The sequence below is a fragment of the Aeromonas diversa CDC 2478-85 genome (assembly GCF_000819805.1).
GTDB lineage: Bacteria > Pseudomonadota > Gammaproteobacteria > Enterobacterales > Aeromonadaceae > Aeromonas > Aeromonas diversa.
The window spans coordinates 168,114-195,046 of the sequence record NZ_CDCE01000035.1; the positions used below are offsets into that span (position 1 = coordinate 168,114).

The window sequence follows — 26,933 nt, forward strand, 5'->3', positions numbered from 1 at the left end:
TTTGTCTATCGCGTGTGCGTTGTGTTGCAAAAAGCAGCAGTCGCATGAGTGAAAGAAAAAAAAGCTGGACAGGATAGGGGGGCGTCATTAATATTGCGCCCCGTTCGACAGCGTGGCGCCCGTAGCTCAGCTGGATAGAGCGCTGCCCTCCGGAGGCAGAGGTCACAGGTTCGAATCCTGTCGGGCGCGCCATTTATTTAGCGTGCCGTATTGCGGGTGAAGACGTTGTCGAATAACAGCAGTGGTGGTTGTAGCTCAGTTGGTAGAGTCCCGGATTGTGATTCCGGTTGTCGTGGGTTCGAGTCCCATCAGCCACCCCATTATTTTTGCTGTGCACTGTGCGAAGGTGGCGGAATTGGTAGACGCGCTAGCTTCAGGTGTTAGTGCCCCCCGGGCGTGAGGGTTCAAGTCCCTCTCTTCGCACCATATTTCTGATTGACCCTTAAGGGTCTTTTTGTTTATCTCTCTTCATCGGTGATTAGCGCAGTCTGGTAGCGCATCTGGTTTGGGACCAGAGGGTCAGAGGTTCGAATCCTCTATCACCGACCACTTCGTTGTAAAACCGGCTATCGAGGCCGGTTTTTTCGTTTTTACCCTTCCTTGCCTTGTTTCTGCTCCTGCCACATGTGGCTTCAAACGGACATGACTTAAATCTGTATTACGCTCAAATAGGTTTTCGGCAAGCCACACAAGCGTTGTGCAGTAGACAAGGAAGTTTTCTATGAAGATGTCCCACAAGATAGGGCTGGCGGCAGCCGGCATCCTCTTTCTGGCCATCAGTACCCTATCCTGGGTGCAGGTCAGTCAGGTCAAATCGACCATGAGTCATCAGGTGGAGGCAGACATCGGTGAGACCAGCGATGCGCTGGCTCGGCAGATCGAGAACTGGCTTGGCAGCAAGCTGGCTCTGATCGACATGATGTCGCAACAGATCGATGGCGAGTTTACCCCGGAGAGAATCCAGGCCACCTTCGATACTCCCTTGCTCAAGCAGGAGTTTCTGCTGATTTTTGGCGGGCTCGATAGCGACGGGAAGCGGATCACCAACAACCAGAGTTGGGATCCCCCCAACTGGGATGCCCGGCAGCGCCCCTGGTACGGGGTGGCCAAGGCCGGCAACCAGGCCATCTTGACCGAGCCCTATCCTGATGCAGCCAGTGGCGAGATCCTGATTTCGGCGGTGGCCAAGCTGACCAACAAGGGGCAGTTCATGGGAGCCTTTGGGGGCGATCTCAGCCTCAAGACGGTATCGGATGCGCTGAATACCGCCAGCTTCAATGGCGCCGGTTACGCCTTCCTGCTGGCTGGGAATGGCAATATCGTCTCCCATCCCGACAATCAGTGGAACGGTAAGAGTTATACCGAACTGCTGGGGGCGCGGGCACCGCTCGAGAAAAATTTTACGACCATAGAGCATGCCGGTCATGAGCTGATGCTCTCGTTTACCCCCCTGCGCAATCTGAAAGGGGTGGACTGGTATATCGGTGTCGTCCTCGATGCTGAGAAGGTCAATGCGGCGGCATCGGCGGTACAGGCCAGGGCGATGGTGGGTATTATCATCGGTGTTGTGGTCAGCCTGCTCCTGCTCGGGATGCTCACCAAGGCGCTGCTGCATCCTCTCGATGCCCTGAGTGGTTCGCTGCAAGAGATGAACCGGGGTGAGGGCGATTTGACCCGGCGCCTGCCGGATCGCAGCCAGGATGAGTTTGGTCTGGTTGCCCGGGAGTTCAACGGTTTTGTCGGTTATCTACAGGAACTCATCAGCGATGTGATGTTCAGTGCGACCCAGATAAAGGGCAGCTGCCAGCAGACATCGGACGAGGCGTATATGGCAGCCGACCGCCTGCAGCAACAGTTACAGGAGCTGGACCAGCTGGCGACGGCCATGAACGAGATGGCCTCGACCGCCAGCGAGGTGGCGCAGCATGCCCAGGCAGCAGCCCATGCCGCCAATGCCGCCAATGACGAGACCGAGCAGGGGGTCACTGTGGTATCTCGATCTACCTCGGCCATTCAGCGGCTTGCCGACGAGATGGAGCAGACCGGCGCTGCCGTGAATGATCTGGCCCGTTTCAGCCAAAATATCGAGTCAATTCTGTCGGTTATCACCAGTATCGCCGAGCAGACCAATCTGCTGGCCCTCAATGCGGCGATCGAAGCTGCACGAGCCGGGGAGTCTGGACGCGGGTTTGCCGTCGTGGCCGACGAGGTGCGCTCACTGGCCTCCCGTACCCAGCAGTCGACCCGCGAGATCCGCGAGATGATCGACCAACTTCAGGTGGGGGTGCGGCAGACCGAAGAGAAGATGCGGATGAGTCGTGACATCGCCAGCCAAACGGCCCAGGATGCTCAGGAAGCCAATGAGGTGTTGGGGCGGATCCGTGATGCGATCAGTCAGATCAACGACATGAACCTGCAGATTGCCGCCGCCGCCGAGGAGCAAAGCTCGACCACGGAGGAGATCAATCGCAACACCACCAACATTAGGGACATCAGCCAAGAGGTGTCGCAGGGGGCCGAGCAGCAGGCGCAGCACTGTCTCGCCATGACGCAGCAAATCGAGCAACAACTGGCTCTGTTGGGACGTTTCCGGGTCTAAACGGTCACGTTTGTTTACATTTCCTCCCTTGGTCCCGAGGGGGGAAATGATATAACTCAAGCTTTCCGGCATCGCGCCGGCGTGGTTCAGGCTTGATCATAATGACTACTACCTATCTTCGTTTTGGGATGAGCCTGGGCTCTTCCCTCATGTTGGCGGCCTGTGCCTGGCAGCCACCGACCCAGGATCTCGTAAATCCCTATCTACATGAAGGCGAGATCGTCGCACCGGCAGGGCCGAGTGTGCGGACCAGTGCCGGGTTTTGTCTCGAGCCATTGGCGCAGGGGGGCGTGGTGACCCAGCGCTGCTATAGTGACCCCGTGACACAACTGGTCTGGTGGCAGGGGCAGCTGCGTAGTGGTGAACGCTGTCTGGACCATAATGGCGGGCTCCTGAGGCTGACCCACTGCGATCAGGCCCTGCGTTGGGTCTGGCGTCTCGGTAGCCTGCAGGCGTCCAACACCAAGCAGTGCCTGGATGTAGCGGGTAATCGCAATCGAGAAGGTACACCGCTACGGCTGGCCGACTGTTACGGTGGTGCCAATCAGAATTTCTCGCTCGGGGAGGCAGGATGAAGCGTCCCTCTCCCTTGATTGCCGCTTGTCTTTCCCTTTCTCTGGGAGGGTGTCAGAGCCTGGATGCCAGTGATCTCTTGCTGGGGGCCGTGGTGGTCGGCGCCATCGGGGCCGCCGTTTATTACGATCAGAAGCAGGAGAAGAAGGATCGCCGTGAGCGAGAAAAGGGTGGCTCAATCGTCGCAAGCAACGGCAAGTGCCTCGATATCGCCGGCGGGGTGCGCCAGGGGAATCGGCTACAGCTATGGGAGTGCCACGGTGGAGAAAACCAGCGTTTTCGTCTCGACGGCGAGCGCGTGCGCGTGGGGGACAAGTGTCTCGATGTCGCGGGGGATCGGCGTGAACCGGGGGCCAGGGTGGTTGCCTGGGAATGCCACGACGGCAGTAACCAGCAGTGGCGGCGCGAGCGCGACCGGCTGATAAGCCGCAGCAGCGGCCTTTGCCTCGATGTCGCTCAGGGGCGAAATGACAACGGCACGCCGCTCATCCTGTGGCAGTGCCATGGCCGGGACAATCAGCGTTTTCGTTGGCAATAACGACAAGGGGAACCGCAGGGTTCCCCTTGTGCATTAGCGTGCGAAGCAGCGCTCGAGGTAGTGAGCGACCCCATCCTCGTCCGAGGTGAGGGTGCGCTGGTGGTGCGGCAGTGCGTTGAGAAGACGATCGTGGGCGTTGCCCATCACCACCCCGTGACCGACCATGCTGAGCATCTCGAAGTCGTTCATGCCGTCGCCAAAGGCGATGGCCTGCTCCAGGTTCAGGCCGTTTTGCTCCAGCACCGCCTTGACGGCACTCCCCTTGTTGACCTCGCCGTGCATCACTTCGAGGCAGTCGGGCAGGGAGAAGGTGACGTGCAGCAACTGGCCGTAGCGGGCCTTGAGACCTTGCTCGATCTCCACCAGCTTCTCATGCTCGCCGATATAGAACACCTTATTGACCCTATCGAGGGGGTGGCTGGCGAGATCCACCTTGCGGTAGCTGAAGCCCGACTCGTGATGGAATTGCAGCAGCCAGGGCATCTCTGCCTCGACCAGCCACTCCTCCCCGTAGTAAACGTTCAGGTGGATGTCGCTGTCGCGCTCCAGGGTGACCAGTTCGCGTGCGATGTCGGCTGCAATCGTCTGGTTGAATACCAACTGGTCTTGCTTGTCGTGGACCACGGCACCGTTGGAGGTGATGAGGTAGATATCGAGCCCCAGGGTGTCGCGAATGTGGCGCACGTCCACATAGTGGCGGCCTGTGGCCATCACGAACTTGACCCCTTGCTGCACCAGATTGTGCAGGGTGGCGCGAGTGCGTGCGGAGATCTGATGGGCACTGTTGAGCAGGGTTCCGTCGAGATCGGATACAACGACCTTATACATCATCACCTCGGGGTTACGAATGAAAGCGGGAGCAGTGTACAGCAACCGCTCCCGCCACCCCATTTATTTAGCAGCCCAAAAAATAGGCGGATTAGTAACGCCCGAGGAAGGTGAGCGTGGCCTGCAAGGCCGACTGGCGCAGCTCGTCGCGCTCGATGAAGAGCTCGTGCCAGGCGCCCTCGATACGCAGCGGTTTGCCACCCTCGCAGGGGGCGGTGTGGCAGAAGGTCTCTTGGGCTGCATTATCCACCACGCTGTCCTCACCCGCCTGCAGTAGCAGGAGCGGAGTCTTGATCTTGTCTGCCTCGGCGATGGCCTGTTCACCGGCCAGGATACCTTCACGGATCCAGTGGGCGGTGGCACCGCCCAGTTTCACCTCGGGGGTGCGCTCATACTGCTCGCGAAAAAGGCGGTAGCGCAGTGCACTGTGGGTCAGTTCGTTGTCGGTGAAGCCGTGATCGGTGTAGGGCCCCTGGCCGGGCCCATAGGGGGGTTCGCCAAACCAGCCACCGACCGTGTCTATGGTGCTTGCCAAGCCCTTGGCCAACCAGACCGGCAGGCCGCCCAGGTTGATGCCCATCATGGGTGAGGAGAGCACGGCGGCCTGAACGTCGTCAGGCCAACGCTCGAGATAGCGGGCCGAGATGGCGCCACCCATGGAGTGGGCCAGTATAAACACCTTGGCCGGTTGGTCTGCCTGTACAACCCGATCGTGGAAGGTTTTGAGATCCTCCACATAGTCTTCGAAGTGGGCCACGTAGCCTTTCTGGGGAGCGCCGAGCATTCTGCCGGAGCGGCCCTGGCCGCGGTGGTCGATGAGGTAGAGGCTGTAGCCCTGATTCCACAGATCCCAGGCTAGCTCCTGATACTTGAGATAGGTCTCGACTCGGCCGTTCACCACCATGATAGCGCGTTCACTACCCGGGTGGCGCAGCACGGCGTAGCGGATGGGCACCTTGTCTTTGCCGATAAACTCCCCCTCGCGAGCGTGCTCCTGCCAGAAGGTGGGCAAGACGTCACGGTGCAGGAGCTCGAGGCGGGTTTCGGAACTGAGGGGGGCGGTCACGGCGAATACTCCGGGGGTTAACAGGGTCAGCAGGAGCAACCAGCAGGGCTTCATGATGCCATCTCCGTTTGCCAGATATGGTACAGGTGGTCTATGTCGCCCGAGCAGAGGCTGGGCATGTGGTGGCGGATCTGCGTCAGCGGCCAGTCCCACCAGGCCATTTCCAGCAGCATGGCGATCTGCTCTTCGTCAAAGCGCGCGCGCAGCGGCGTGGCTGGGTTGCCGCCGACTAGGGTGTAGGGCGGCACATCCCGGGTAACCACGGCGCGGGAGGCGATGACGGCGCCATGACCAACAGTGATGCCGGGCATGATCATCGCCTCGGTACCGATCCAGACGTCATGGCCGATGCGGGTATCCCCCTTGCGCCGGAAGCCACTACGAGCCCCTTCGCCGAAGCGCTCGGCGTCGAACGGGAAGGTGGAGACCCAGTCCATGCGGTGCCCCTGATTGCCGGCGAGCAGGAAGGTGGCGCCCGAGCCGATCGAGCAGAACTTGCCGATGAGGAGGCGATCCACCTCACCCCACTGGCCACTCTCCCAAGCGGCGCGGGTCGAGCCGTCGCCCAGCAGGTAGCGCACGCAGTGATCCTCGAACGGCTTACCGTGGTAGTAGCCGGAGTAGTAGCTGTACTCACCGGCCTCGATATTGGGGTTGCTGAGGTGATCGCGGATCACCTGAGATTCGAGCCAGCTGCCAAACGGGTTGTCCATTACTCCTCCAGCGACTCTTCCTCGTCGTCCAGATGTGCCCAGCTGTCGCGGGTCATCTGTACCTTCTGCCACCAGGCCTCATCGGCCAGGATCTCTCCTTCGGGCCCGAGCTGGGGATAGGGGAGATCCTTTTGTTTGCAGATCCTGGCGAAGATGGGGTGCCCTCCCTCGAACAGGATGGCGTTCTGCTCCTCGGCCTCCAACGGGCAGCCACGGCTGTAGCAACCGGCCAGCTCACGCTGGCGCTGCGCCTCGTAGAGGATGGCGGCGGCGGCCACCGAGACGTTGAGGGATTGCACCATGCCAACCATGGGCACCACGATATGATGATCGGCCAGGGCCAGCGCCTCGTCGGTGATGCCGAACTTCTCCTGGCCAAACAGGATGGCAGTGGGCCTGGTGTAGTCGATGGCACGAAAGTCTACCGAGCTCTCGGATAGGTGGGTGGCCAGGATCTGCATGCCGCTGGCCTTGAGTTCGGCCACGGCGGTGTGAATGTCCTGATGCAGTTTCACATCGACCCAGTTCTGGCTGCCCCGGGCCGTGCCCTTGCGCTTGGCGATGCGCTTGCGTGGCCATACAGCGTGCACCCGGTGGATGCCAATGGCATCGGCGGTACGCACTATGGCCGCCAGGTTGTGGGGTTTGTGCACCTCTTCCAGACAGACGGTTAGGTCCAACTGACGCATTGCCAGCATGTCGGTGATGCGCTTGAAGCGTTCGGGGGTCATGGCTCTTCTCTTGTCTAAAGCAGCGGGCGGCTTGCGCCGCCCGTCTGGTCAATTTTTTTGCCGCCCCACGCGCAGCACGTCCGGCATGACCCGGATCTTGCGCATGATGTTGGCGAGATGGATGCGACTCTTGGTGGTGATGAGCAGGCTGACCAGGTAGACCCGTCCATCCTTCTCCTCGGTACTGATGCCGTGGATGTTGGCACCGGTCGCCGCGATGACGTTGGCCAGTTCGGCCAGGGCACCCTGGTGGTTGACGATCTCGATGTTGACGCCGGTCTTGAACTCCTGTTCCTGCTCCTTGTCCACTTCCCACTGAACCGGTAGGTACTTGTCCGGCTCCCTGCTGTAGCCCTTGATGTTGCGGCAGGTCTCCTGGTGGATCACCAGACCCTTGCCGGGGCTCACGTGGGCGATGATGGCGTCCCCGGGAATGGGGCGGCAGCAGTTGGCGAAGGTGACCAGCAGGCCGTCGGCCCCCTTGATCGGCATCTTCTTGTTATTGCTCTTGGGCTGCTCCTCGGGGGGCAGGGTGTCGCCCAGCATGCGGCGCGCCACCATGACGCTCATGGCGTTGCCGAGGCCGATATCGGCCAGCAGTCCCTGCAGGGAGTCATGTTTGGTGTCGGTGAGCACCTGCTTGACCCGCTCCTCTGGGATGTCCTCGATGTTCTTGGCGCCAAGAGCATGGTTGAGCAGGCGTCGGCCCAGCACGACCGACTCCTCGGTGCGCAGGTTCTTGAGGAACTGGCGGATCTTGGAGCGCGCCTTGGTGGTCACCACGAAGTTGAGCCAGGCCGCGTTGGGGCGGGCGCCGGGGGCCGTGATGATCTCGACCGTTTGGCCCGAGTGGAGCTGGCTGCTCAGCGGATAGGGGTGGCGGTCTACCCGGGCACCGACGCAGGAGTGGCCTATGTCGGTGTGCACTGTGTAGGCGAAGTCCACCGGAGTGGCGCCGGCGGGCAGCTCCATTATGCGGCCCTCGGGGGTGAAGACATAGATCTCGTCCGGGAACAGATCGGTCTTGACCCCTTCGATGAACTCAAACGAGCTGCCGGCACTCTGTTGCAGCTCGAGCAGGCTCTGCATCCAGCGCTGGGCACGGATCTGGGCCGTGGTGCCCGAGCTGTCACCGTCCTGTTTGTAGGTCCAGTGAGCGGCGACCCCCTTGTCGGCCATCTGGTCCATGAATTCGGTGCGGATCTGCACCTCTACCGGTACCCCGTGCGGCCCCACCAGAGAGGTGTGCAGGGATTGGTAACCGTTGGTCTTGGGGATGGCGATATAGTCTTTGAAGCGACCCGGACGCGGCTTGTAGAGGCTGTGCATCTGGCCCAGCACCCGGTAGCAGGTGTCGATGTCCTTCACCTTGACCCGGAAGGCGTAGATATCCATCACCTCGTGAAACTGCAGCTCCTTTTTCTCCATCTTGTTGTAGATGGAGAAGAGGTTCTTCTCGCGGCCGCTGACCTGGGCCTCAATGCCAGCCTCGCCGAGACGCCCTTCGATCTCGCTCTGGATCGACTCGATGATCTCGCGGCGGTTGCCGCGGGCGCGGCGCACCGATTCCCGCAACACCCGGGAGCGCATCGGGTAGAGCGCCTCGAAGCCGAGCTCTTCCAGCTCGTTCTTCATGGTGTGGATGCCGAGGCGGTTGGCGATGGGGGCGAAGATCTCGAGGGTTTCGCGGGCGATGCGGCGGCGCTTGTCCGGGCGTAGTGAGCCCAGGGTGCGCATGTTGTGAGTGCGATCGGCCAGCTTGATCAGGATGACCCGGATATCCTGGGTCATGGCCATCATCATCTTGCGGAAGTTTTCCGCCTGGGCCTCTTTGCGATCGCGAAACTTGAGCTTGTCGAGCTTTGAGACGCCGGCAACCAGCTCGGCCACGGCATCGCCAAAGTGCTCGGCCAGATCCTCTTTGGTGACCGGAGTATCCTCGATGACGTCGTGCAGCACGGCTGCCATCAGGGTTTCATGGTCGAGACGCATGTCACCCAGGATGCGGGCAACCGCCACCGGGTGGGTGATATAGGGTTCGCCACTGGAGCGCATCTGTCCCTGATGGGCATCCCGGGCCATCACATAGGCTTGCCTCAGCTTCTCCACCTGCTCGGACGGCAGATAGGAATTGGCTACTTCTTTAAGACTTTCAAATAGATACAAGGCAGCCCCACAAGCAGTTAGCGGTTATCCATGGCAGGGTGGTTGGGCTTGAGTGTGCGAGGTTTTTGATCGCTTGTAAATGGGGCAAGGGCCCTGAGATGGGCCCTTGCGAGGAGGGGTGGCTTAGCCGCGTCCCTCGGCGATGGCAGCAACGGCGGCCAATTCGGCGGCTTCCTGTTCCTGCTGCTCGTAGCGATCCTGGGCGTCCATGACCTGGTTGTTCACCAGACCTTGTTCGATCTCACGCAGGGCGATCACGGTCGGCTTGTCGTTCTCTTCGTCTACCAGGGGCTCTTTGCCTTGAACCGCGATCTGGCGGGCGCGGCGCGCGGCGACCAGCACCAGGTCAAAACGGTTACCCACCTGTTTTACAGCATCTTCTACAGTAACGCGTGCCATGCAGGACTCCAGTGTTTAAAAATGACGCAAAATAGTACTTGGTTTTAGCTTATTCCGCCAGTAGCTGTTGCAGCAACCCCTGCTGCGCCAACTGCTGGTTTGCCAGGGTCAGGCGCTGGCTCTCGAGGATGGCGCGCAGCTGAAACAGGGCCTGCTCGAAATCCTCGTTGATGATGACGTAGTCGTACTCGTTGTAGTGCACCATCTCGGCCGTGGCCTTGGCCATGCGGCCGGCAATGATCTCGGCGCTGTCCTGACCGCGACCGATGAGACGGCGCTCCAGTTCGGCCCGGCTCGGGGGCAGAATGAAGATAGACTTGGTGGGCATCAGCTCGCGGATCTGGCGAGCACCCTGCCAGTCGATATCGAGGAAGACGTCGATGCCCTGAGCCAGGCTGGCTTCAATCGCGGCACGAGAGGTGCCGTAGTAGTTGCCAAACACCTCGGCCCACTCCAGGAAATCGCCCCGCTCGATGAGCGCCTTGAACTGTTCCACCGGCACGAAGTGATAGTGCTGCCCGTCGACCTCGCCCGGACGCGGCGCCCGAGTGGTGTGTGAGACCGACAGCATCATATTGCCAGCCTCGTTGTGCTGGGTCAGCAGGGCGTTGATCAGGCTGGACTTACCCGCCCCGCTCGGGGAGGAGATGATGTAGAGGGTGCCTTGCTGCGCCATGGCTCACCGTGCTCCTGAAACAGATACTCTGGTTGTAGCAAACCCGGCGGTCATTTGCCCTATGAGGGGACTGCCACGCGGATCGACCAGGGGATATAAAGGGGGCGCAATTCTAGCAGAGTGGTGCGGATAAAAAAATGGCTGGAGTGACTCCAGCCATAGAAACAAATTGGCTTGCTGCGGGATCGCTCTCCACGCAAGGGCCATTCTCGCCATCCGCGATTGGGGTGGCTATCAGGTTATTTCTGACGGTTCATTCGGTTTAGCCGAAGGATCTTGTTGGGTCTTCAGCCACGTATCGAACACATCGACGACCCGTGCCGGGGGAATCAGTGCCATTGCCCTGGGATCCTTGAGGCGGGTCCGCCAGTCCAGTTGCTCCGGAGGGCGCCCGGTTTCCCGCTCGATGCACTCCCGATAGACGCTCACCACCCACTCCCGGCAGTGATAGGGGCCGGTACGCTCGGGGTTATGGTGGGCATAGAGGCCGATCACCGGGGTACCTGTGATGGTGGCCATATGGGCCGGCCCCGTATCCGGGGAAATCACCAGGCTAGCCTCGGCGATGAGAGCCAGCAGCTGGGGCAGCCGGGTCTGGCCCACCAGGTTGCTGGGCTGGGTGCGGCAGCGGGTCTGGATGTCGTGGGCGAGATCCCGCTCCAGCTGGGCGGGGCCGCCGCACAATAAGACCTGAAAGCCGCGTTCTGCGGCGTGGTCGGCCACGGCGGCATAGCCCTCTGCGGTCCAGTTCTTGAACGCCTTGCTGGCGGCGGCGCAGATGAGCAGGGTCGGTTTGGTCCCCAGCGTCTCTCGCGCCCAGGCTCGGTCCTGGGGGGCGATGGGCAGATCCCAGCTGGGCTGAGGGTCTACCACACCGAGCTCGCGGGCGAAGGCGAGAAAGCCGTCGAGCACATGGGGGGAGGTCGGCGAGGGGACCTTATGGTTGGTGAAGAGCCACTGGCCGTCGCTGGCCCGCGACCGGTCGAAGCCGAGTTTCACGTCGGCGCGGATGCCCAGGGTGGCGATGCTGGCCCTCAGGGCCGCCTGCAGATGAAGCAGGGCATCGAAGCGATGGCCCTTAAGCTGTTGCCAGAGCTTGCGATAGCCACGCCACCCCTCTTTCTTGTCGAAAGGAATGATCTCGACCCCGGGCAGATGGCTAAACAGGCTGGCCTCCAGCGTGCCGACAATCCAGGTGATGCGGGTCTCGGGCCAGGCGCGACGAATCGCGCCGATCAAGGCCAATGCGTGGCAGCAGTCACCGATGGCGGAGAGGCGCAGTATACACAGGGAGCGTGGGGGAGTCTGAAACAGCGGCATGGCGTGACGCATTTGGGGAAAAAGGGGTTTGCGGCATTATGCAAACTCCCCCCTGGATTGTAAAATCGCGCCGACTCATCAGCCGGAACCTAGCCATGCGTGTCGTCAATCATCACCGTCAGATCTGCTGGTATGCCGATCAGGTGTTTTCAGATCCCCATCCTCATCTCTTCGACCCTCAGTGGTGGCAGGCCCAGAAGGCGGTGATCGGCTCGTCCCAAGGGCGGGGCGTCACCTGGTTTGTGAAGCTCGATGGCAAGCACATGGTGCTGCGTCACTACTACCGTGGTGGCATGGTGGGCAAGTTGGTGCGCGATCGCTTCTGGTTTGAGGGGGTGGAGGGAAGTCGCGCCATGGCCGAGTTTGCCCTGCTCGATCGTCTGTGCGAGTTGGGTCTGCCGGTGCCTAGGCCCTATGCAGCTCGGGTGAGCCGCGGTGGCCCCTTCTATCGTGCCGATATCATTCTGGAGCGGATCCGCGGCGCCAAGGACCTGGTGGCGCTGCTCAAGAAAGAGGCCATCCCCAGAGAGACCTGGTTGCAGATAGGTGCCGTACTGCGCCGTTTCCACGATGCGGGCGTTTATCACGCCGATCTTAACAGCCACAACATCCTCATCGATCGGGATGGCAAGGTGTGGGTGATCGACTTTGACAAGGGCGCCATTCGGGCGCCAGGCTCCTGGCAGCAGGCCAATCTGGAGCGGTTGCTGCGCTCTTTTAACAAAGAGGCCGGACTCCATACCAGTTTCCATTGGGTGCCGGATAACTGGCAGAGTCTGATGGAGGGATATTCGAGGGGCTGAATGGCGCCCATTGCCCCCTTGTTGAGGGGGTGATAAATATGATGAGACATTGCCAGCTCCCCTCTGTGAGGTCGGTTATGAGTCCGCTTCATCTTCCCCTGATGCACGTGGTTAAGAGTCTCGATTTACACCATGCCTGGCAGGCGCTCGGTCTGTTACAGGCGGGCCTATGGCTCTGGGATCCCCAGAGTGGGCTGAAGCGAGATCCGGCCTGTCTGGCCCTGTTGGGCTTGGAGGGGGAGCCGCTGGATGATCTGAGCTGGGTCGACAGGGTGCATCCCGATGACAGTGCCTCTCTCATCGAGGCGCTCAACGGTTGCTTCTCGGGCAGCTTCCCCTCAATGCATCTGGAGTACCGTATTCTGCATCACGACGGACACTATGTGCGCGTCGAAGAGCGGGTGCAGCGTACCGGAGAGCAGCAGCTGTTGGGGGTGGTTCGCCTGTGTGCCCCTTTCCATTCCCGTCTCGACCCCGAGATGGAAACCGATCCCCTGACCGGCCTCGACAGCCGGATCCGTTTCGAGCAGCAACTGGCGGTGCGTCTGCATGAGCCACAGAATGCCCCGTTTTGCCTGTTGCGCTTTACCGTCGATCACAAAGCAAAGATCCAACAACTGTTTGGTGAGGCCGACTGCGACGCCATGTTGGCCAAGTTGGCCCGTCTGGTGCGCAACGAATTGGTGGGGGAGGAGCCCTTCGCCCGTTGGGATGAGGACTCCTTCATCCTTCTGCTACCCGGTGTCGAGCGCGAGAGCGCCCTCGCCATGGCCGAATTGCTGCGTTTGGCGATTGCCGATGCCAGTCTGTTGCCGGGCCGTCCGGTCACGGTGAGCTGTGGACTGGTGCAGTCCCAGGCGGGGGAGCAGATGGATCATCTGTTGGCGCGCCTGGCCGGTTGTCATGGTCAGGCACGCCGTGCATTCAACTCGGTCGTTGGTTAGCCGGTCGGCAGACCAGCAGGGAGAGGGCGATGACCAGTCCACCAAGGGTGAGGCGCAGCAGGTCGGTTCCCTGATTCCAGAGCAGCAGGTTGACGATGAGTCCAGCCGGGATCAGCGCATTGTTCATGATGGCGAGTACGCCGCTGCTGACCTGGGTTGCCCCCTTGTTCCACAGGAAGTAGCCGAGTCCCGAGGCACCGATCCCCAGCCATAGCAGGATCCCCCACTGTAGCCCGCTGGTGGGGTACTTGGGTTGCCCGAGTAGCAGCCAGGCAGGCAGGGCGACCGCCAGGGCTCCCAGATAGAACCAGCCGAAGACCCTCTGCTGCGGCAGGGGGCTCTGTTCTCGCGCCAGCAACACCTTGTAGCCGACCTGTCCCAGCGCAAAGCAGAGGTTGGCTCCCTGCACCACCAGAAATCCCAGCAGATAATTGCTCGTCAGACCGTTGAACCGGATGATGGCTGCACCGGCCACTGCCAGCACGGCCCCCCACAGGAAGCGGGGGTTGAAGCGTCGTTCCATCAGGTCATAGAGGGCGGTGACATAGAGAGGGGTGAAGATGGTGAAGATCAACACCTCGGGCACTGTGAGCAGCAGGAAGGAGTGATAGTAGAAGAGGTACATGACCCCGAGCTGAGTCGCCCCGAGAGCCATCAGCCGGAGGATGAAAGCGGGACGCAGTCCGCGCACCTTCAGGAAGGGGAGAAACACCAGGCTGGCCAGCACGATGCGGGTCAGCACCGAGAAGTAGGCATCCACCTGGCCGGCAAGATAGACGCCGATCAGGCTGAAGGAGAAGGCCCATAGCAGGGTCACGCCAACGAGATAATTCATGAGGATGAGAAGTGTTCAGTTGTAAAGGGTGGGCGGCATGATGACGGATGAGACGGAAGAGATCCACTCCCTGTGGTGCTGTTTGGCGCAGATCGCCTCATTTTCCTTCGAGGCGCGGCAGGGAGAGGGTTCCCGGACCGATTGGTCCGGCCAGGGACAGGGGGGCGTGACCCTGCTCCCCTGGCAGGGGGGGGTGAGATTTGAAGAAAGCGGACACTACACCACTCCCCATGGTCAGGTGCTGGCCATGAGCAACAGCTACGGTTGGCAACGGGGGGAGGCAGGCATCACCCTCTGTCACCTTCGCTTCGGCTCGCCGGTCCATCTGTTCGAGTTAAAGCCGATAGCGGCAGGAATATGGGAGAGCGATGAGCCTCACCAGTGTGGCGCTGATCGCTATCAGGCCAGGTTAGTGCGCCACGACGCCGGCTTCGATCTAAGCTGGCAGATCCATGGACCGCGTAAGAACGAGGCGTTGGCATACCGCTACCGGATCGCAGAGACAAAAAAGCCGGTGCAAGGCACCGGCGAAGGGACAATCGGAGGTTCAATCCCAAAATAAGGGGGTATGGCGACCCCCGTAAGCACACATGGAGTGTTCAGGTGCCACTGCCGATGGCGTAGTTGGCGATGGCCTGAAGCTTGGCGTCGAAGAACCAGGGCAGCAGGGTCATGGAGAAGCCGAGCAGCGCCGCGCTTCGCAGGCGATACTGGTAGGCCGCGATCAGCACCAGTCCGCCACACAGGCTGATCAGGATGCCTGACATAGGGACTCCTGTCGGGCCCGGCGCTGCTGGGCCCACTGGTTCATGGCGACGGAGCCGAGGATCAGGGCCAGGGCAACCCCTGTGGTCTGCTGAACCTGCTCACCCAGGAACAGGGCGCCGAGCAGGACGCCAAACAGGGGCACCAGATAGTTGCTGAAAGAGGCAAAGGTCGGGCCGGCCTTCTGGATCAGGGCCATGTAGAGGTAATAAACCAGGCCAGTGCAGAAGATCCCCAGGGTGACGACGGCACCCACCGTCTTTTCACTTGGCATGGCGAGGCTGGCCAGATCGGTGACGAAAGGAGCCGCCAGCAGCAGTTGCACGGCCGACGAGAGCAGGATGTTGCGAGCCACCACGACCGGATGATCCTTGGCGAAACGCTTGATCATCAGCAGGCCGATGGCGAAGCAGCTGGCGCCGAACAGGATGGCCAGGGAGCCAAGCAGGCCGGCATTCATCCCTTGGGAGAGCTTGGGCCAGAACAGCACCACCACGCCCACGAAGCCGAGCAGCACAGAGAGCAAGCCACCCTTGGTGATTCTCTCACCGCTGATTAACATGGGCGCCATCAAGATGGTTACGAACGGGATACATCCCATCACCACGGCGGCGATGGCACTGTCCACGTATTGTTGGCCCCAGGCCACCATGATGAAGGGGATGGTGGCATCGAGCAGGGCGATCAACATATAGGTGCGCCACGGGGTATGTTCGCTACGCAACTTCAGGAACCAGCAGAGCAGGCCCAGCGTGATGGTACCGCACAGGGCGCGACCGGCTGCGACCAGAATAGGGGGCAACTCGGTGACGGCCTGGTGCATGAAGATAAACTGGGATCCCCACAACAGGCCGATCGCCAGCAGAAGCAAATAACTGCGCATGATTGGTCTCCAATGAATAACGTGGGGATTCTAAGTAATTTGGTAGTATGTAAATAATGAATTGTCATCATCAATGTATGGCCAATATCGATGGAACCAGCCCTTACCCGCCTCGACCTTAATCTGCTCACCGTCTTCGATATCCTGATGCAGGAGCGCAATGTGACGCGCGCCGCCGAGCGGTTGCACCTCTCCCAGTCCACCGTCAGTCACTCCTTGGCGCGACTCAGGCAGGCCCTCGGCGATCCCCTCTTCGTGATGACCCGGCGCGAGATGGTGCCCACCGAACGTGCACGAGCGCTATCGGGGCCGGTTCGCAGTGCGTTGGCCATGCTGGAGCAGGGGTTGCGTCAGGCCGAGGGGTTTGACCCGGCGACGGCGCACCGGGTATTTCGCATCGCCGCCCCCGGCTCGGTGGAGCACGGACTCTTGCCCTCTGTGGTGGAGCGCTTGTGGCATCAGGCCCCCCATTGCCGGCTGGAGATGTGTGAACTGGCCGACAGTGACTATGAACGCGAGCTGGAGAAGGGTGAGCTGGATCTGGTGATCGGCTTCGCCGGGGCCAACCATCTCTCACCCCGGCTGTGGCAAGAGGAGTGGTTTTGTGATCCCCTGGTCTGCCTCTCACCGCTCGGCAGCCATCTGCCCGAGCAGGTCACGCCGTGCGATCTGGTGGCGCGGCCCCATATCCACACCTCCAGCTGGGGTCACAGTCAGGCCATGGTGGATCACTGGCTGGCGGATCAGGGTGTGGAGCGGGCCCTCGGGGTCAGGGTGCCAAGCTTTATGGCGGTGCCCCAGCTGATGGCGACCGGCCGCTATCTGGTGGTGGTGCCCGAGATGATAGGGCGTCACTTCTGCCGCTACTACCCATTGAGGATGCATCCCCTGGTACCCCCCATTCCTATTACCTACCTGATGGCCGGCCACCGTCTCACAACCCATGACAGCGCCATCAACTGGTTCAAGACGCTGCTGCACACCCTGGTGCGTGAGCGTCTCGGACCATCGGCGCTGGCCTTTAGGAAAAGTAGTTGAGCCCCATGGCGCGTTTCACATCGTGTAGCACACCGTCGGTGATGTTGCGTGCTTGTTCGGAACCTTGGCGCAGCAGACTCAGCAGTGCATCCTTATTGGCCATCGCCAGCTCGCGTCGCGCCCGCATCGGCGCCAGCAGTTCTTGCAGGCAGTCGTTGAGGATCTGCTTGCAGCGAATGTCGCCGACTCCTCCGCGTTGGTAGTGGGCCTTCAGTTCGGCAATCAGGGCGAGGTCCGGGTGGAAGGCATCAAGGTAGGTGAAAACGGCGTTGCCCTCGACCCGGCCGGGATCGCTGGCTCGCAGGTGATGGGGGTCTGTATACATCGAGAAGACCGCCTGACGCAGGGCGTCGGCATCCATGCCCAGGGTGATGGTGTTACCGAGGGACTTGGACATCTTGGCCTGGCCATCGAGCCCGGGTAGGCGCCCCTGATTGCCGAGGATCGGCTGGCATTCGATCAACACAGGTTCATCGACCATGGCGTTGAAGCGGCGCACGATTTCATTGGTCTGCTCCAGCATGGGGAGCTGATCCTCCCCCACCGGCACGTGGCTGGCGCGAAACGCGGTGATATCGGCCGCCTGGCTGACCGGGTAGACCAAGAAGCCTGCCGGCAGCGAACGCTCGAACCCCTTCTGCTGGATCTCGGCCTTGATCGTCGGATTGCGCTCGAGACGGGCGACGCTCACTAAATTCAGGTAGTACAGGGTCAGCTCGGGCAGGGCTGGCAGGGCACTCTGCAGGCAGAAGCTGGTGTGAGCCGGATCGAGACCGGCTGCCAGATAGTCGGCCATCACCTCGAGCACGTTGGCGGTGACGCTGGCGGGATTGTGGCCGTTGTCGGTGAGCGCCTGCAGATCGGCAATCATGACAAACTGGTGATAGTGGTGCTGTGCCTGGACACGCTGTCGGAGTGAGCCGACATAGTGGCCGATGTGCAAGGGGCCGGTGGGGCGATCGCCGGTCAGAATGGTGGGTTTTTGCATCTTGTCTCTCCTGTGGGGTGACCGGGAGACGAGTGGATGCACTAAGGGCGACTCGCCTCGCGGCGGTCACTCTGTTTCTGTTAAAAAAGGAAATAGAAAAGCGGTGCCGCCAGGTTAGAAGCGGCACCACCAGGAAGTCAGGGTGAAAACGGTCGTGTCCATGGGGTCAGACATTACGCTCGTCTGAACTGGCTGGCAAGCCAGTCGGGGGGCCATCACTTTTGCAAAGGAACGACCAGCAGATCGCACGGTACCGTGTTCATCAGTTGGCGTGCACTCGAGGTAAGCAGGCTCCAGAAGCTCTGGCGATGGCCACACACCAGCAGGTCGACCTGATAGTCGCGCACCGCCTGGTTGACCCGCTCGCTGAGATCGCCGCAGATCACCAGCTTCTTCTCGATGGGGAAGTCGACGGGAGCGAGGAAGGACTCCAGCTTCTCCTTGGCTTCGGCAATCACCTGATCCTGCACGTTGTCGATGTCGATATCGATCATCTCGGTGTAGAGATCCTTGAGATCCACGTCCACATAGATCACCGACAGCTTGGCCTGGTTGGAGCGGGCCCGATCCACGGCCTTCTCGATCACCTTGCGATTGTCCTCGGAGAGGTCGATGGCGGCGAGTACATGCTTGTAATAGGTACCAGTCATGGCTAACTCCCTGATTGCTGCAAAGCAGTCTCTTATGAAACTTGACCCTATTGTGCGCCTGTTAAGCCGTCATGACCATGGCCAATTCCGGTTGGGCCAGGGTTGTCGCATTTTTGACCGGCTTTTTGACGCCGGTCACAGTGGCCTCTTGTGGTCGGATCGGCGCGGGCATACCATGCCTCTGTGCTCCGCAATGGACACCAAACAATAAAAGCATCTGAATACCGCTTTAGGGAGCATTCGCTCCCTTTTGTTTTTCCTGCGGCAGGTCATGGCCTGCCCGCCTCGCTCGGTTATGCTGTGGACTCCACGCCAGAGGAGGCCGAGATGATCATTCAACCCCACATTCAGGGCTGTGTGGCCCGCAACTGTCACCCCCTGGGTTGCCGCGCCGCCGTGCACGAGCAGATCGAGCGCGTCCGCGCCACCGGTACCTTCGCGGGGCCAAAACGGGTACTGGTGATCGGCGCCTCCTCAGGATTTGGCCTCGCCTCTCGCATCGCGCTGACCTTCGGGTCCGGCGCAGACACCATCGGCATCTCCCTCGAGCGAGGCCCCTCCGAGAAAGGGTTAGGCAGTGCCGGCTGGTACAACAACATCTGGTTTCGCGAGGCCGCCGAAGAGGAGGGGCGGGTGGCCCTGAACCTGATCGGCGACGCCTTCTCCGATTCCATGCGCCAGCAGAGCATCATGGCTATCCGCGAGCGGCTCGGTCAGGTGGATCTGGTTGTCTACTCCCTAGCGAGCGCGCTGCGCATTCTGCCTGACGGCACTCAGGTGCGTTCCGTGCTCAAGAGCACAGGCAGTCCCTTCAGCGGCCTGGGCTATGACCTGGAGCACGATGCCCTGATCCCCCAGAGCCTGGACCCCGCCAGCGAACAGGAGATCCGAGACACCGTGAGCGTGATGGGGGGAGAGGATTGGCAGATCTGGATGCAGGCCCTGGCCGAGGCGGGTTGTCTCGCACACGGTGCCCAGACGGTGGCCTACTCCTATATAGGGCCCGAATCCACCTACCCCCTCTATCGGGATGGCACCATTGGCTATGCCAAGGAGCATCTGCACGCCAGCGCCGAGGCGATCAACCTGCAGCTGGCGGGGATGGGTGGTCACGCCTGGGTGGCGGTGTGCAAGGCGCTGGTGACCAAGGCGAGCGCCTTCATTCCGGTGCTTCCCGTCTATCTCGCCGTGCTGATGCAGGTGATGAAGGAGCGCGGCACCCACGAGGGGTGCATCGAGCAGATGATGCGCCTCTTCGGCGACAAGATGTACGGTGGCCGAGGGGTGCTAGCGGACGGTCACCGCCTGATCCGGATGGATGACTGGGAGCTGGATCCCCACACCCAGGCGGCGGTGGCTGCTCTCTGGGCACGGGTGACGCCGGAGAACTTCCGCACTCTGGGAGACTTTACCGGGCTGCGGCGCGACTTCCTCGCCCTCAATGGCTTTGGCCTGGCGGGGGTGGACTATCAGGCGCCGCTGGAGCCGTCATCCCTGTTGGCCCTGCACCCCTGATGGGCAAGATGACTTGATCCCACCCCGTCGATGGGAAACAATCGGCAACATATTACAAGCGGAGAGAGTGCCATGCTGGCCCAAGCCATGATCGACAAACTGAACGAGCAGATTAACCTGGAGTTCTACTCCTCCAACCTCTACCTGCAGATGAGTGCCTGGTGTGAGGACAAGGGGTTCGAAGGGGCCGCCACCTTCCTGCGCCAGCATGCGGTCGAGGAGCGCCAGCACATGGAGCGCCTGTTCACCTATGTGAGCGAGACCGGTGCCATGCCCAAGCTGGGTGCCATCGAGGCGCCGCCCCACGAGTTTGAATCCCTCGGCGCCGTGTTCCGTGCCACCCTGGAGCACGAGTTCCACATCACCAAGTGCATCAACGGTCTGGCACATGTGGCCTTCACCACCCAGGACTACTCCACCTTCCACTTCCTGCAATGGTACGTGGCCGAGCAGCATGAAGAAGAGAAGCTGTTCAAGAGCATCGTCGACCGCCTCAACCTGGTTGGTGAAGATGGCAAGGGTCTCTACTTCATCGACAAGGAGCTGGCCGAACTGGCCAAGGGCGGTACTCCGGCCAGCATCATGGATGCAGCCAGCGCCTGAGGCGTGGACACTTCTCGTCCAGCCAGTACAATAACGGCCCCTCGCGGGCCGTTTTTTATGGGCGCCGGCGGGACGTTTTTCTTTTGATGGGTGAACGATGATGAAGCAGGTGGATGTGGTGGTGATCGGGGCGGGAGCCTCGGGGCTGATGTGTGCGGCCCAGGCGGGCTATCGGGGCCGGCAGGTGCTGCTGCTCGACAACGCCAAGAAGCCGGGTCGCAAGATCCTCATCAGCGGGGGCGGGCGCTGCAACTTCACCAATGTACAGGCCAATCACCAGGCCTATCTCTGCGACAACCCCCACTTCTGCAAGTCGGCCCTGGCGCGTTTCACCGCCCAGGACTTCATCGATCTCGCCGATCGCCACGGGGTCAACTACCACGAGAAGACGCTCGGACAGCTCTTTTGCGATGAGAGCGCCAAAGAGATCGTCGATCTGCTGCTCACCGAGTGCGACTGGGCCGGGGTGACCCTGCAGACCCACACCGAGATCCTGGCCGTACACAAGGAGTCAGAAGGCTTTCGTCTCGAGACCAGCCAGGGGGAGGTGCGTTGTGCCTCCCTGGTGGTGGCCACCGGTGGCCTCTCCATGCCCAAGCTCGGTGCCACCCCGTTTGGTTATAGGCTGGCGGAGCAGTTCGGTCTCACCGTGCTGCCGACCCGTGCCGGTCTTGTCCCTTTCACCCTGCACCAGGCCGACAAGGAGGCGTTCGCCGATCTCTCCGGGGTCAGTCTGGAGGTCGAGGTGAGCGCCGAGGATGGCACCCGTTTTCGCGAGGCCATGCTGATCACCCACCGCGGCCTCTCCGGCCCGGCCATGTTGCAGATCTCCTCCTTCTGGCTGCCGGGACAGGCGCTATCCATCAACCTGCTGCCGGGGCGCGACATCGCCGCCACCCTGCAGGAGTGGGTCAGGGCCAACCCGGCCCAGGAGCTCAAGACGGTACTGGGGCGCGAGCTGCCCAAGCGCTTCGTCGAAAAGCTGGTCGAGCTGGGTCAGCTGACCAATAAGCCTCTGCGTCAGTACAACGGCCCTGAGCTGGCCGCCGTGGCCGAACTGCTCGGCCGCTGGACGGTGCGCCCCAACGGCACCGAGGGCTATCGTACCGCCGAGGTGACCCTGGGCGGGGTCGATACCGACGAGCTCTCCTCCAAGACCATGGAGGCGCGCAAGGTGCCGGGTCTCTACTTCGTCGGCGAGGTGGTAGATGTGACTGGCTGGCTCGGCGGCTACAACTTCCAGTGGGCCTGGGCCTCGGGTTGGGTCGCCGGCCAGTTCTGCTGAGGTTTACGAGGCGGGTTGCATGGCCTCAAACTTGCCATTATCCCAGGCCTGCTCGGTTTGGCTGAGCGTCTGTTCGATCGCGGACAGCGAGGCCGACGGCAGAGTCTTGGGCAGAGGATCGAGGCCCACTGTCACGAAGATCTGTCCGTAGGCGTTGCGCAGTTCGGCATAGGCGAGGTCTCGACGCAGTGAGGCGCTCAGGGCATTCAGCTCACCCTGGATCAGTTCCAGCTCCCCTATGCCGCCACTCTTGAAGCGGTTGCGAAGCTGATCTGCTATCTGACCGTCGAGAGACTGCAGCTCTGTGCTGGTGAGGAACTGGCGGTTGGCCTCGTTGAAGTTGGCGCGGGCTACATAGAGCTGGGCCAGTATGGCCATCGACATGGCCTGGCGTTTGGTCTCTGCGACCCGCTCACCCGCCTCGGCCGAAGCCTTGGCTGCCGGACCCGAGAAGAGATTGAACAGATTCCAGGTTACTTTGGCACCGGCATCGGCCCAGCTCTGATTGACGAGGAAGGAGTTGCTGTCGTAGTGGCCTCCCAGGGCGAACTCCAGTCCTGGCAACATACGAAGCATGGCCTTGCGGGTTTCTGCGGCGCTGATGCGGGTCTGGTAGTCCTGCTCTCTCAATTCGGGGCGGTTGATCAGGGCCGCCTGCTCCAACTGGGCAAAATCCAGATTCAGTGCCGGGATCGGCATCTCGGTCTCGCTCGGCAGAGCCAAGGTGTAGTCGGTGCCCAGCGGCAGGTTCATCAGGGTGGCCAGCTCAGTCTTGGCCAGTGACAGGGCCCGGCGCTGCTCCTCTAACTGGCGAGTCGCCTCGATCAGGGCGCGCTGATAGCTCAGTACTGTGATAGGGTCACCGACTCTTTCCTTGCTCATCTTCTGGCTTGTCTCACGCGCCATCTTGACCCGATCCAGCAGGGCGTCGATGCGCCCCAACAGACGTTCGGCCGCCACGGCACGCCAATAGGCGGAGCGCACATCCTGAATGACGGTTTGTACCACCTTGCGACGCCGCTCTTCCGCTATCCAGCGGCGATCGGCCTGCTGCTTGGCGGTGACATAGCTGACCCCGAAGTCCAATACGTTCCACACCATGTTCAGGTCGGCCACCCGGCGGTGACGGTCCTGCGAGGTAGAGGGTTCGAGTGACTGCAGCCCGCTATCGACGCTCTGGCTGCTCGAGGCACTGGTGTTATTGCGGCTCACGTAGCCGGCGTCCATGGCCAGTCGGGGCAACATATCGAAGCTGGCGAGATCGATCTGTTGCTGCGCCAGCGCTTCTTCCCGGATCTTGAGGCGACTCTCCAGGTTGTAGGTCAGGGCTCTGGCCATGGCTTCGTACAGAGTAATGGGTTTGCTGACGGGATCCTGGTCCTTGAACATGGCCGAAAGGTCGGCAGACACCCTCTGCTGACTCTGTTGTTGGCTAAAAGGATCGCTGCTGACGGCGCAGCCACCAAGCAGCAGGGTGGCTACGCTCAGGGCGAGCAGCGTGGGCACATGTGGCACTCTGAATGTCCTTATTGTCTTGCTGATGCGCATTGCTATTTCCCTCATTAACGCCCTTGCAGGGCCTGAGCCAGGGTCGTGGCCTGACTTCGTTCGGTTTCTTGTAGTGTCGCGAGTTGTTGGGTCAGGGTTGGCGAGGCCGCGCCAGTACCGAGAACCTGGCTCCAGCTGCCGCCACTGAAGAGTTCCAGTGGGCGGTGCTCTGACAAAGAGGAGGGCCAGTAAGCACTCACCCCATTGCTCTCAGCGCCGGTCCAGTTAAACCCTGTTTGTCCGCTGCCGGGGCTGCCATCCCGGTTGGTGCCGAAGACATTGGCCAGCGCGCTCGAATGGGACAGGGTGCCGGCGGCGAAGTTGACGCTGGTACTGCCCGCACTGGTTGTCAGCAAGGATTCGCTCGGCAGCAAAGCGTCTTGCTGAAATGGGGGTTGAGTCGTCAGGGGCTGTGTACTGAGGGGCGAGGAGTTTGTCTTGTCGTTGCCATCCGTCACCCTGAACTCTGGATCTCCCTGGGTCTGGCCCGACTGGGCGACAGTCAGGGTGAAGGTGCTGCTGGCACTGGTATTGGCGAGGTCAGTCGCGGTAACCCGGATGCTGAGGCTACCGACGTCCCCATTCGATGGTGTCCCCGAGAAGGTACCGGTGGCCGGATTGAAGCTGAGCCAGCCGGGCAGGGCAGATCCATCGGCCAGGGTGGCGCTGAGGGTCAGGCTGTCGCCAGCATCGACATCGCTGAAGCTGCCCGACGGTAATGAAACGCTGAACGGGGTGCCGCTGGTGGCGCTCTGGTTGGCGATGTTGCCGGCCGTGGGGGCGTCATTGGTGTTGACCACGGTGAGCACGAAGGTGCTGCTGACCGAGGCGTTGGCACTGTCGGTGGCGGTGACCCGGATGCTGATGTTGCCGACGTCCCCGTTGGCCGGGGTGCCGGAGAAGGTACCGGTGGCCGGGTTGAAGCTGAGCCAGCCGGGCATGGCAGAGCCGTCGGCCAGGGTGGCGCTGAGGGTCAGGCTGTCGCCGGCATCGACATCGGCGAAGGTGTTGGCCGGCAGGGTGAAGCTGAAGGCCGCGTCCTCGTTGACGCTCTGATTGGTGATGCTCCCTGCCGTGGGGGCATGATTGTCAGTCGTAACAGAGAGAACGAAGGTGCTGCTGGCACTGGCGTTAGCGAGGTCGGTGGCGGTGACCCGGATACTGATGCTGCCAACGTCCCCATGAGTCGGTGTGCCCGAGAAGGTGCCGTTGGTCGGGTTGAAACTGAGCCAGCCGGGCAGAGCGGAGCCGTCGGCCAGGGTGGCTCTCAGCACCAGACTGTCGCCGGCATCGACATCACTGAAACTGCCCGACGGTAATGGAAAGCTAAACGGGGTGCCGCTGGTGGCGTTCTGGCTGGCAATGCTGTTTGCCGTGGGGGCGTCATTGGTGTTGACCACGGTGAGAACAAAAGTGCTGCTGACCGTAGCGTTGGAGCGGTCGGTGGCGGTGACTCTGACGCCGATGTTGCCGACATCCCCGTTGGTTGGAGTGCCGGAGAAGGTGCCAGTGGCCGGGGTGAAGCTGAGCCAACCGGGCAGGGCTGAACCGTTGGCCAGGGTGGCGCTGAGCACCAGACTGTCACCGGGATCGTTGTCAGTGAAGGTGTTGGCCGGCAGGGTAAAGTTAAATACGGCGTCCTCACTGACACTTTGGTTGGCAATGCCAGAGGTTACGGGCGAGGTGTTGCTGGGGGCCACTGTGATGGTCAGGGTGTCGGTATCGGACTGGGCTCCACCACTGCCACTCGAGCCTTGGTCATTGGTCACTATTTGCAGGCTGGCTGCGCCTTGATAACCCGAAGTGGGGGTGAAAATCAGACCATTGAGCGCCGTGTTGATATCGGCCTGGCTACCGGTAAAAGTCATGCTGCCATCGCCGCTGCCGTCACCCAGTGTGAAGCTCAGGCCGGCAATGGTCGCCAGGGTCAGGGTCCCCTGACTGGCCGTCAAGGTGACCTGCAGCGACCCGGTCGCATCGGGGTCGCTCAGGCTGATCCCATTACCGTTGGCTGTGCTAAACACCAGTTGACCATTCTGCGGAGCAGTCTGGTTAGTCGGCAGGTTGTTGACCGGCGCATCGTTGACCGCAGTTACGCTGACGCTCTGGGTGGCGGCGCTGCTGGCGTCGGTGCCATCGTTGACGGTGAAGCTGATGGTGCGGGTACTGGTGTTGGGGTTCTCACTGCTGTTGGCGTAAGTGACGGCGCGCAGGGCGGCCTGCCACTGGGCCAGGGTCGCGCTGGCGCCGGCCGAGGTGAGGGTGAGCACCCCGGTGCCGCTGTTGTAGCTGGCGGAGATGTTGCCCATGGTACTGCCGTCATTGGTGAAGGCGAGCAGGTCCTGGCCGGACTGGAAGTTACCCGTGATGGCGACGGTGGCGCTGGCCAGGGTGGTGCTGTCGACGTCAGACAGGGTCAGGCCGCTGTCGATGGCGGCCGGCGTTCCCTCGGTGAAGGGGGTCGTGCCGCCGGCTGTGGTGACCTGGGGCGCATCGTTGACCGCAGTCACGCTGACGTTCTGGGTGGAGGCGCTGCTGGCGTCGGTGCCATCGTTGACGGTGAAGCTGACGGTGCGGGCGCTGGTATTGGGGGTCTCACTGCTGTTGGCGTAAGTGACGGCGCGCAGGGCTGCCTGCCACTGGGCCAGGGTCGCGGTGGCACCGGCCGAGCTGAGGGTGAGCACCCCGGTGCCACTGTTGTAGCTGGCGGAGATGTTGCCCATGGTGCTGCCGTCATTGGTGAAGGCGAGCAGGTCTTGGCCGGACTGGAAGTTACCCGTGATGGTGACGGTGGCGCTGGCCAGAGTGGTGCTGTCGACGTCAGACAGAGTCAGGCTGCTGTCGATGGCGGCCGGCGTACCCTCGGTGAAGGGGGTGGTACCGCCAGCTGTGGTGACCTGGGGCGCATCGTTGACCGCGGTCACGCTGACGATGCGGGTGGCGGCGCTGCTGGAGGTGACGCCATCGTTGGCGGTGAAGCTGACGGTACGGGCGCTGGTGTTGGGGCTCTCGCTGCTGTTGGCGTAAGTGACGGCGCGCAGGGCGGCCTGCCACTGGGCCAGGGTCGCGGTGGCGCCGGCCGAGGTGAGGGTGAGCACCCCGGTACCACTGTTGTAGCTGGCGGAAATGTTGCCCATGGTACTGCCGTCATTGGTGAAGGCGAGCAGGTCTTGGCCGGACTGGAAGTTACCCGTGATGGCGACGGTGGCGCTGGCCAGGGTCGCGCTGTCGGTGTCAGCCAGGGTGAGGCCACTGTCGATGACTGTGGCGGAAGCCCCCTCGGTGAAGGGGGTGGTACCACCGGTAGTGGTGACTTGGGGTGCATCGTTGGCCGCGGCTACACTGACATTTTGTGTGGCGGCGCTGCTGGCGTCGGTGCCATCGTTGACGACGAAGTTAACTGTGCGGGTACTGGTGTTCGGGGTGCCGCTGCTGTTGTCATAGGTAACGGCGCGCAGGGCGGCCTG

Annotated in this window: 25 protein-coding genes and 4 tRNA genes; 14 read left to right on the plus strand and 15 right to left on the minus strand. The window is 61.7% G+C overall.

Going from position 1 to position 26,933, the window contains the following annotated elements; translation table 11 throughout:
- Nucleotides 1-115: 115 nt before the first annotated feature.
- The 7 genes from BN1121_RS16900 (at nucleotide 116) to BN1121_RS16930 (ending at nucleotide 3,710) form a co-directional block, all read left to right on the plus strand.
- Nucleotides 116-192: transfer RNA gene (locus BN1121_RS16900), tRNA-Arg, on the plus strand.
- A gap of 52 nt (nucleotides 193-244) precedes the next feature.
- Nucleotides 245-320 (plus strand) — tRNA-His (locus tag BN1121_RS16905).
- 20 nt (nucleotides 321-340) lie between these two features.
- A tRNA-Leu gene (locus tag BN1121_RS16910) sits at nucleotides 341-426 on the plus strand.
- Nucleotides 427-472: 46 nt separating this feature from the next.
- Nucleotides 473-549: transfer RNA gene (locus BN1121_RS16915), tRNA-Pro, on the plus strand.
- Between the two features lie 172 nt (nucleotides 550-721).
- Nucleotides 722-2,599, plus strand: a complete 1,878-nt coding sequence (locus BN1121_RS16920) for a methyl-accepting chemotaxis protein (protein ID WP_005356303.1) — start codon at nucleotides 722-724, stop codon at nucleotides 2,597-2,599.
- 101 nt (nucleotides 2,600-2,700) lie between these two features.
- Nucleotides 2,701-3,174, plus strand: coding sequence for a ricin-type beta-trefoil lectin domain protein (locus tag BN1121_RS16925; RefSeq protein ID WP_081606460.1), 474 nt, complete (start codon nucleotides 2,701-2,703; stop codon nucleotides 3,172-3,174).
- Nucleotides 3,171-3,710 carry an RICIN domain-containing protein gene (locus tag BN1121_RS16930; protein WP_005356298.1) on the plus strand — a complete coding sequence of 180 codons (540 nt, stop codon included), beginning with the start codon at nucleotides 3,171-3,173 and terminating at the stop codon, nucleotides 3,708-3,710. Before BN1121_RS16925 ends, BN1121_RS16930 begins: the two co-directional genes overlap by 4 nt.
- A gap of 33 nt (nucleotides 3,711-3,743) precedes the next feature.
- Here BN1121_RS16930 and BN1121_RS16935 read toward each other — a convergent pair whose 3' ends face one another.
- The 8 genes from BN1121_RS16935 to BN1121_RS16970 all read right to left on the minus strand — a co-directional run bounded on the left by BN1121_RS16935 (nucleotide 3,744) and on the right by BN1121_RS16970 (nucleotide 11,621).
- Entirely contained in the window at nucleotides 3,744-4,538 is a 795-nt protein-coding gene (locus BN1121_RS16935; protein WP_005356297.1) for a Cof-type HAD-IIB family hydrolase, read from the minus strand.
- A 91-nt stretch (nucleotides 4,539-4,629) separates the two neighbouring features.
- Nucleotides 4,630-5,658, minus strand: a complete 1,029-nt coding sequence (locus tag BN1121_RS16940; RefSeq protein ID WP_005356295.1) for an alpha/beta fold hydrolase — start codon at nucleotides 5,656-5,658, stop codon at nucleotides 4,630-4,632.
- Nucleotides 5,655-6,317 (minus strand): CatB-related O-acetyltransferase, encoded by a 663-nt coding sequence (locus BN1121_RS16945; RefSeq protein ID WP_005356284.1) that lies wholly within the window; start codon nucleotides 6,315-6,317, stop codon nucleotides 5,655-5,657. The genes BN1121_RS16940 and BN1121_RS16945 overlap by 4 nt, the downstream gene beginning before the upstream one ends.
- Nucleotides 6,317-7,048 carry a tRNA (guanosine(18)-2'-O)-methyltransferase TrmH gene (gene trmH / locus BN1121_RS16950; RefSeq protein WP_005356270.1) on the minus strand — a complete coding sequence of 244 codons (732 nt, stop codon included), beginning with the start codon at nucleotides 7,046-7,048 and terminating at the stop codon, nucleotides 6,317-6,319. The genes BN1121_RS16945 and trmH overlap by 1 nt, the downstream gene beginning before the upstream one ends.
- Before the next feature lie 48 nt (nucleotides 7,049-7,096).
- Complete coding sequence (gene spoT, locus BN1121_RS16955; RefSeq protein WP_005356268.1) at nucleotides 7,097-9,214, minus strand: bifunctional GTP diphosphokinase/guanosine-3',5'-bis pyrophosphate 3'-pyrophosphohydrolase; 2,118 nt, start codon at nucleotides 9,212-9,214, stop codon at nucleotides 7,097-7,099.
- A 123-nt stretch (nucleotides 9,215-9,337) separates the two neighbouring features.
- A complete protein-coding gene (gene rpoZ, locus BN1121_RS16960; RefSeq protein ID WP_005356265.1) occupies nucleotides 9,338-9,613 on the minus strand; it encodes a DNA-directed RNA polymerase subunit omega in 276 nt (91 codons plus the stop codon).
- A gap of 49 nt (nucleotides 9,614-9,662) precedes the next feature.
- Nucleotides 9,663-10,289 (minus strand): guanylate kinase, encoded by a 627-nt coding sequence (gene gmk, locus BN1121_RS16965; protein WP_005356263.1) that lies wholly within the window; start codon nucleotides 10,287-10,289, stop codon nucleotides 9,663-9,665.
- Nucleotides 10,290-10,523: 234 nt separating this feature from the next.
- On the minus strand, nucleotides 10,524-11,621 hold the full coding sequence (locus BN1121_RS16970; RefSeq protein WP_081606459.1) for a glycosyltransferase family 9 protein: 1,098 nt from the start codon (nucleotides 11,619-11,621) through the stop codon (nucleotides 10,524-10,526).
- An 83-nt stretch (nucleotides 11,622-11,704) separates the two neighbouring features.
- Between BN1121_RS16970 and BN1121_RS16975 the strand changes: the two genes are divergently transcribed.
- Nucleotides 11,705-12,412 carry a 3-deoxy-D-manno-octulosonic acid kinase gene (locus tag BN1121_RS16975; RefSeq protein WP_005356258.1) on the plus strand — a complete coding sequence of 236 codons (708 nt, stop codon included), beginning with the start codon at nucleotides 11,705-11,707 and terminating at the stop codon, nucleotides 12,410-12,412.
- A 77-nt stretch (nucleotides 12,413-12,489) separates the two neighbouring features.
- Nucleotides 12,490-13,356, plus strand: coding sequence for a sensor domain-containing diguanylate cyclase (locus tag BN1121_RS16980; RefSeq protein WP_043157813.1), 867 nt, complete (start codon nucleotides 12,490-12,492; stop codon nucleotides 13,354-13,356).
- Here BN1121_RS16980 and BN1121_RS16985 read toward each other — a convergent pair.
- Nucleotides 13,337-14,191, minus strand: coding sequence for a carboxylate/amino acid/amine transporter (locus tag BN1121_RS16985; protein ID WP_005356254.1), 855 nt, complete (start codon nucleotides 14,189-14,191; stop codon nucleotides 13,337-13,339). The genes BN1121_RS16980 and BN1121_RS16985 overlap by 20 nt on opposite strands.
- Nucleotides 14,192-14,228: 37 nt before the next feature.
- Here BN1121_RS16985 and BN1121_RS16990 point away from each other — a divergent pair, with 37 nt between their 5' ends.
- Entirely contained in the window at nucleotides 14,229-14,753 is a 525-nt protein-coding gene (locus tag BN1121_RS16990; protein WP_005356253.1) for a DUF6314 family protein, read from the plus strand.
- Nucleotides 14,754-14,790: 37 nt separating this feature from the next.
- Here the strand turns inward: BN1121_RS16990 and BN1121_RS20080 are convergent, their stop codons facing one another.
- Both BN1121_RS20080 and BN1121_RS16995 read right to left on the minus strand, forming a co-directional pair.
- Complete coding sequence (locus tag BN1121_RS20080; RefSeq protein ID WP_005356252.1) at nucleotides 14,791-14,958, minus strand: hypothetical protein; 168 nt, start codon at nucleotides 14,956-14,958, stop codon at nucleotides 14,791-14,793.
- Nucleotides 14,943-15,839, minus strand: a complete 897-nt coding sequence (locus BN1121_RS16995; RefSeq protein WP_005356251.1) for a DMT family transporter — start codon at nucleotides 15,837-15,839, stop codon at nucleotides 14,943-14,945. The genes BN1121_RS20080 and BN1121_RS16995 overlap by 16 nt, the downstream gene beginning before the upstream one ends.
- A gap of 90 nt (nucleotides 15,840-15,929) precedes the next feature.
- On the opposite strand from BN1121_RS16995, the gene BN1121_RS17000 reads away from it, so the two are divergent.
- Nucleotides 15,930-16,877, plus strand: a complete 948-nt coding sequence (locus BN1121_RS17000) for a LysR family transcriptional regulator (protein WP_005356250.1) — start codon at nucleotides 15,930-15,932, stop codon at nucleotides 16,875-16,877.
- Here BN1121_RS17000 and trpS read toward each other — a convergent pair.
- Complete coding sequence (gene trpS / locus BN1121_RS17005) at nucleotides 16,861-17,865, minus strand: tryptophan--tRNA ligase (protein WP_005356249.1); 1,005 nt, start codon at nucleotides 17,863-17,865, stop codon at nucleotides 16,861-16,863. The genes BN1121_RS17000 and trpS overlap by 17 nt on opposite strands.
- Nucleotides 17,866-18,080: 215 nt before the next feature.
- Nucleotides 18,081-18,515: a universal stress protein gene (locus BN1121_RS17010; RefSeq protein ID WP_005356248.1), complete on the minus strand. Its 435-nt coding sequence runs from the start codon at nucleotides 18,513-18,515 to the stop codon at nucleotides 18,081-18,083.
- 327 nt (nucleotides 18,516-18,842) lie between these two features.
- On the opposite strand from BN1121_RS17010, the gene fabV reads away from it, so the two are divergent.
- From fabV to BN1121_RS17025, 3 genes are all read left to right on the plus strand, one after another.
- Nucleotides 18,843-20,030, plus strand: coding sequence for an enoyl-ACP reductase FabV (gene fabV, locus BN1121_RS17015; RefSeq protein WP_005356245.1), 1,188 nt, complete (start codon nucleotides 18,843-18,845; stop codon nucleotides 20,028-20,030).
- Between the two features lie 72 nt (nucleotides 20,031-20,102).
- The gene (gene ftnA, locus BN1121_RS17020; RefSeq protein WP_005356242.1) at nucleotides 20,103-20,633 is read left to right on the plus strand and encodes a non-heme ferritin; all 531 of its coding nucleotides are present in this window, start codon (nucleotides 20,103-20,105) and stop codon (nucleotides 20,631-20,633) included.
- A 100-nt stretch (nucleotides 20,634-20,733) separates the two neighbouring features.
- Nucleotides 20,734-21,918, plus strand: a complete 1,185-nt coding sequence (locus BN1121_RS17025; RefSeq protein WP_005356240.1) for a BaiN/RdsA family NAD(P)/FAD-dependent oxidoreductase — start codon at nucleotides 20,734-20,736, stop codon at nucleotides 21,916-21,918.
- A gap of 3 nt (nucleotides 21,919-21,921) precedes the next feature.
- On the opposite strand, the gene BN1121_RS17030 is transcribed toward BN1121_RS17025, so the two are convergent.
- Together BN1121_RS17030 and BN1121_RS20275 are read right to left on the minus strand one after the other, a co-directional pair.
- Nucleotides 21,922-23,433: a TolC family protein gene (locus BN1121_RS17030; protein ID WP_005356238.1), complete on the minus strand. Its 1,512-nt coding sequence runs from the start codon at nucleotides 23,431-23,433 to the stop codon at nucleotides 21,922-21,924.
- A gap of 47 nt (nucleotides 23,434-23,480) precedes the next feature.
- Nucleotides 23,481-26,933 (minus strand): putative Ig domain-containing protein (locus BN1121_RS20275; protein WP_156139408.1); only part of this gene is annotated, 3,453 nt, incomplete at its 5' end.

Excerpts from the sequence above, each read along its gene's own strand:
- BN1121_RS17000 (WP_005356250.1), top strand. The coding sequence starts at position 15,930 with ATGGAACCAGCCCTTACCCGCCTCGACCTTAATCTGCTCACCGTCTTC.
- BN1121_RS16935 (WP_005356297.1), bottom strand. The coding sequence starts at position 4,538 with ATGTATAAGGTCGTTGTATCCGATCTCGACGGAACCCTGCTCAACAGT.
- BN1121_RS20080 (WP_005356252.1), bottom strand. The coding sequence starts at position 14,958 with ATGTCAGGCATCCTGATCAGCCTGTGTGGCGGACTGGTGCTGATCGCG.
- BN1121_RS17010 (WP_005356248.1), bottom strand. The coding sequence starts at position 18,515 with ATGACTGGTACCTATTACAAGCATGTACTCGCCGCCATCGACCTCTCC.
- rpoZ (WP_005356265.1), bottom strand. The coding sequence starts at position 9,613 with ATGGCACGCGTTACTGTAGAAGATGCTGTAAAACAGGTGGGTAACCGT.
- BN1121_RS17025 (WP_005356240.1), top strand. The coding sequence starts at position 20,734 with ATGAAGCAGGTGGATGTGGTGGTGATCGGGGCGGGAGCCTCGGGGCTG.
- BN1121_RS16925 (WP_081606460.1), top strand. The coding sequence starts at position 2,701 with ATGACTACTACCTATCTTCGTTTTGGGATGAGCCTGGGCTCTTCCCTC.
- trmH (WP_005356270.1), bottom strand. The coding sequence starts at position 7,048 with ATGACCCCCGAACGCTTCAAGCGCATCACCGACATGCTGGCAATGCGT.
- BN1121_RS16970 (WP_081606459.1), bottom strand. The coding sequence starts at position 11,621 with ATGCGTCACGCCATGCCGCTGTTTCAGACTCCCCCACGCTCCCTGTGT.
- ftnA (WP_005356242.1), top strand. The coding sequence starts at position 20,103 with ATGCTGGCCCAAGCCATGATCGACAAACTGAACGAGCAGATTAACCTG.
- BN1121_RS16980 (WP_043157813.1), top strand. The coding sequence starts at position 12,490 with ATGAGTCCGCTTCATCTTCCCCTGATGCACGTGGTTAAGAGTCTCGAT.
- trpS (WP_005356249.1), bottom strand. The coding sequence starts at position 17,865 with ATGCAAAAACCCACCATTCTGACCGGCGATCGCCCCACCGGCCCCTTG.
- BN1121_RS16940 (WP_005356295.1), bottom strand. The coding sequence starts at position 5,658 with ATGAAGCCCTGCTGGTTGCTCCTGCTGACCCTGTTAACCCCCGGAGTA.
- gmk (WP_005356263.1), bottom strand. The coding sequence starts at position 10,289 with ATGGCGCAGCAAGGCACCCTCTACATCATCTCCTCCCCGAGCGGGGCG.
- BN1121_RS16945 (WP_005356284.1), bottom strand. The coding sequence starts at position 6,317 with ATGGACAACCCGTTTGGCAGCTGGCTCGAATCTCAGGTGATCCGCGAT.
- BN1121_RS16930 (WP_005356298.1), top strand. The coding sequence starts at position 3,171 with ATGAAGCGTCCCTCTCCCTTGATTGCCGCTTGTCTTTCCCTTTCTCTG.
- BN1121_RS16920 (WP_005356303.1), top strand. The coding sequence starts at position 722 with ATGAAGATGTCCCACAAGATAGGGCTGGCGGCAGCCGGCATCCTCTTT.
- fabV (WP_005356245.1), top strand. The coding sequence starts at position 18,843 with ATGATCATTCAACCCCACATTCAGGGCTGTGTGGCCCGCAACTGTCAC.
- BN1121_RS16995 (WP_005356251.1), bottom strand. The coding sequence starts at position 15,839 with ATGCGCAGTTATTTGCTTCTGCTGGCGATCGGCCTGTTGTGGGGATCC.
- BN1121_RS16990 (WP_005356253.1), top strand. The coding sequence starts at position 14,229 with ATGATGACGGATGAGACGGAAGAGATCCACTCCCTGTGGTGCTGTTTG.
- BN1121_RS16975 (WP_005356258.1), top strand. The coding sequence starts at position 11,705 with ATGCGTGTCGTCAATCATCACCGTCAGATCTGCTGGTATGCCGATCAG.
- BN1121_RS16985 (WP_005356254.1), bottom strand. The coding sequence starts at position 14,191 with ATGAATTATCTCGTTGGCGTGACCCTGCTATGGGCCTTCTCCTTCAGC.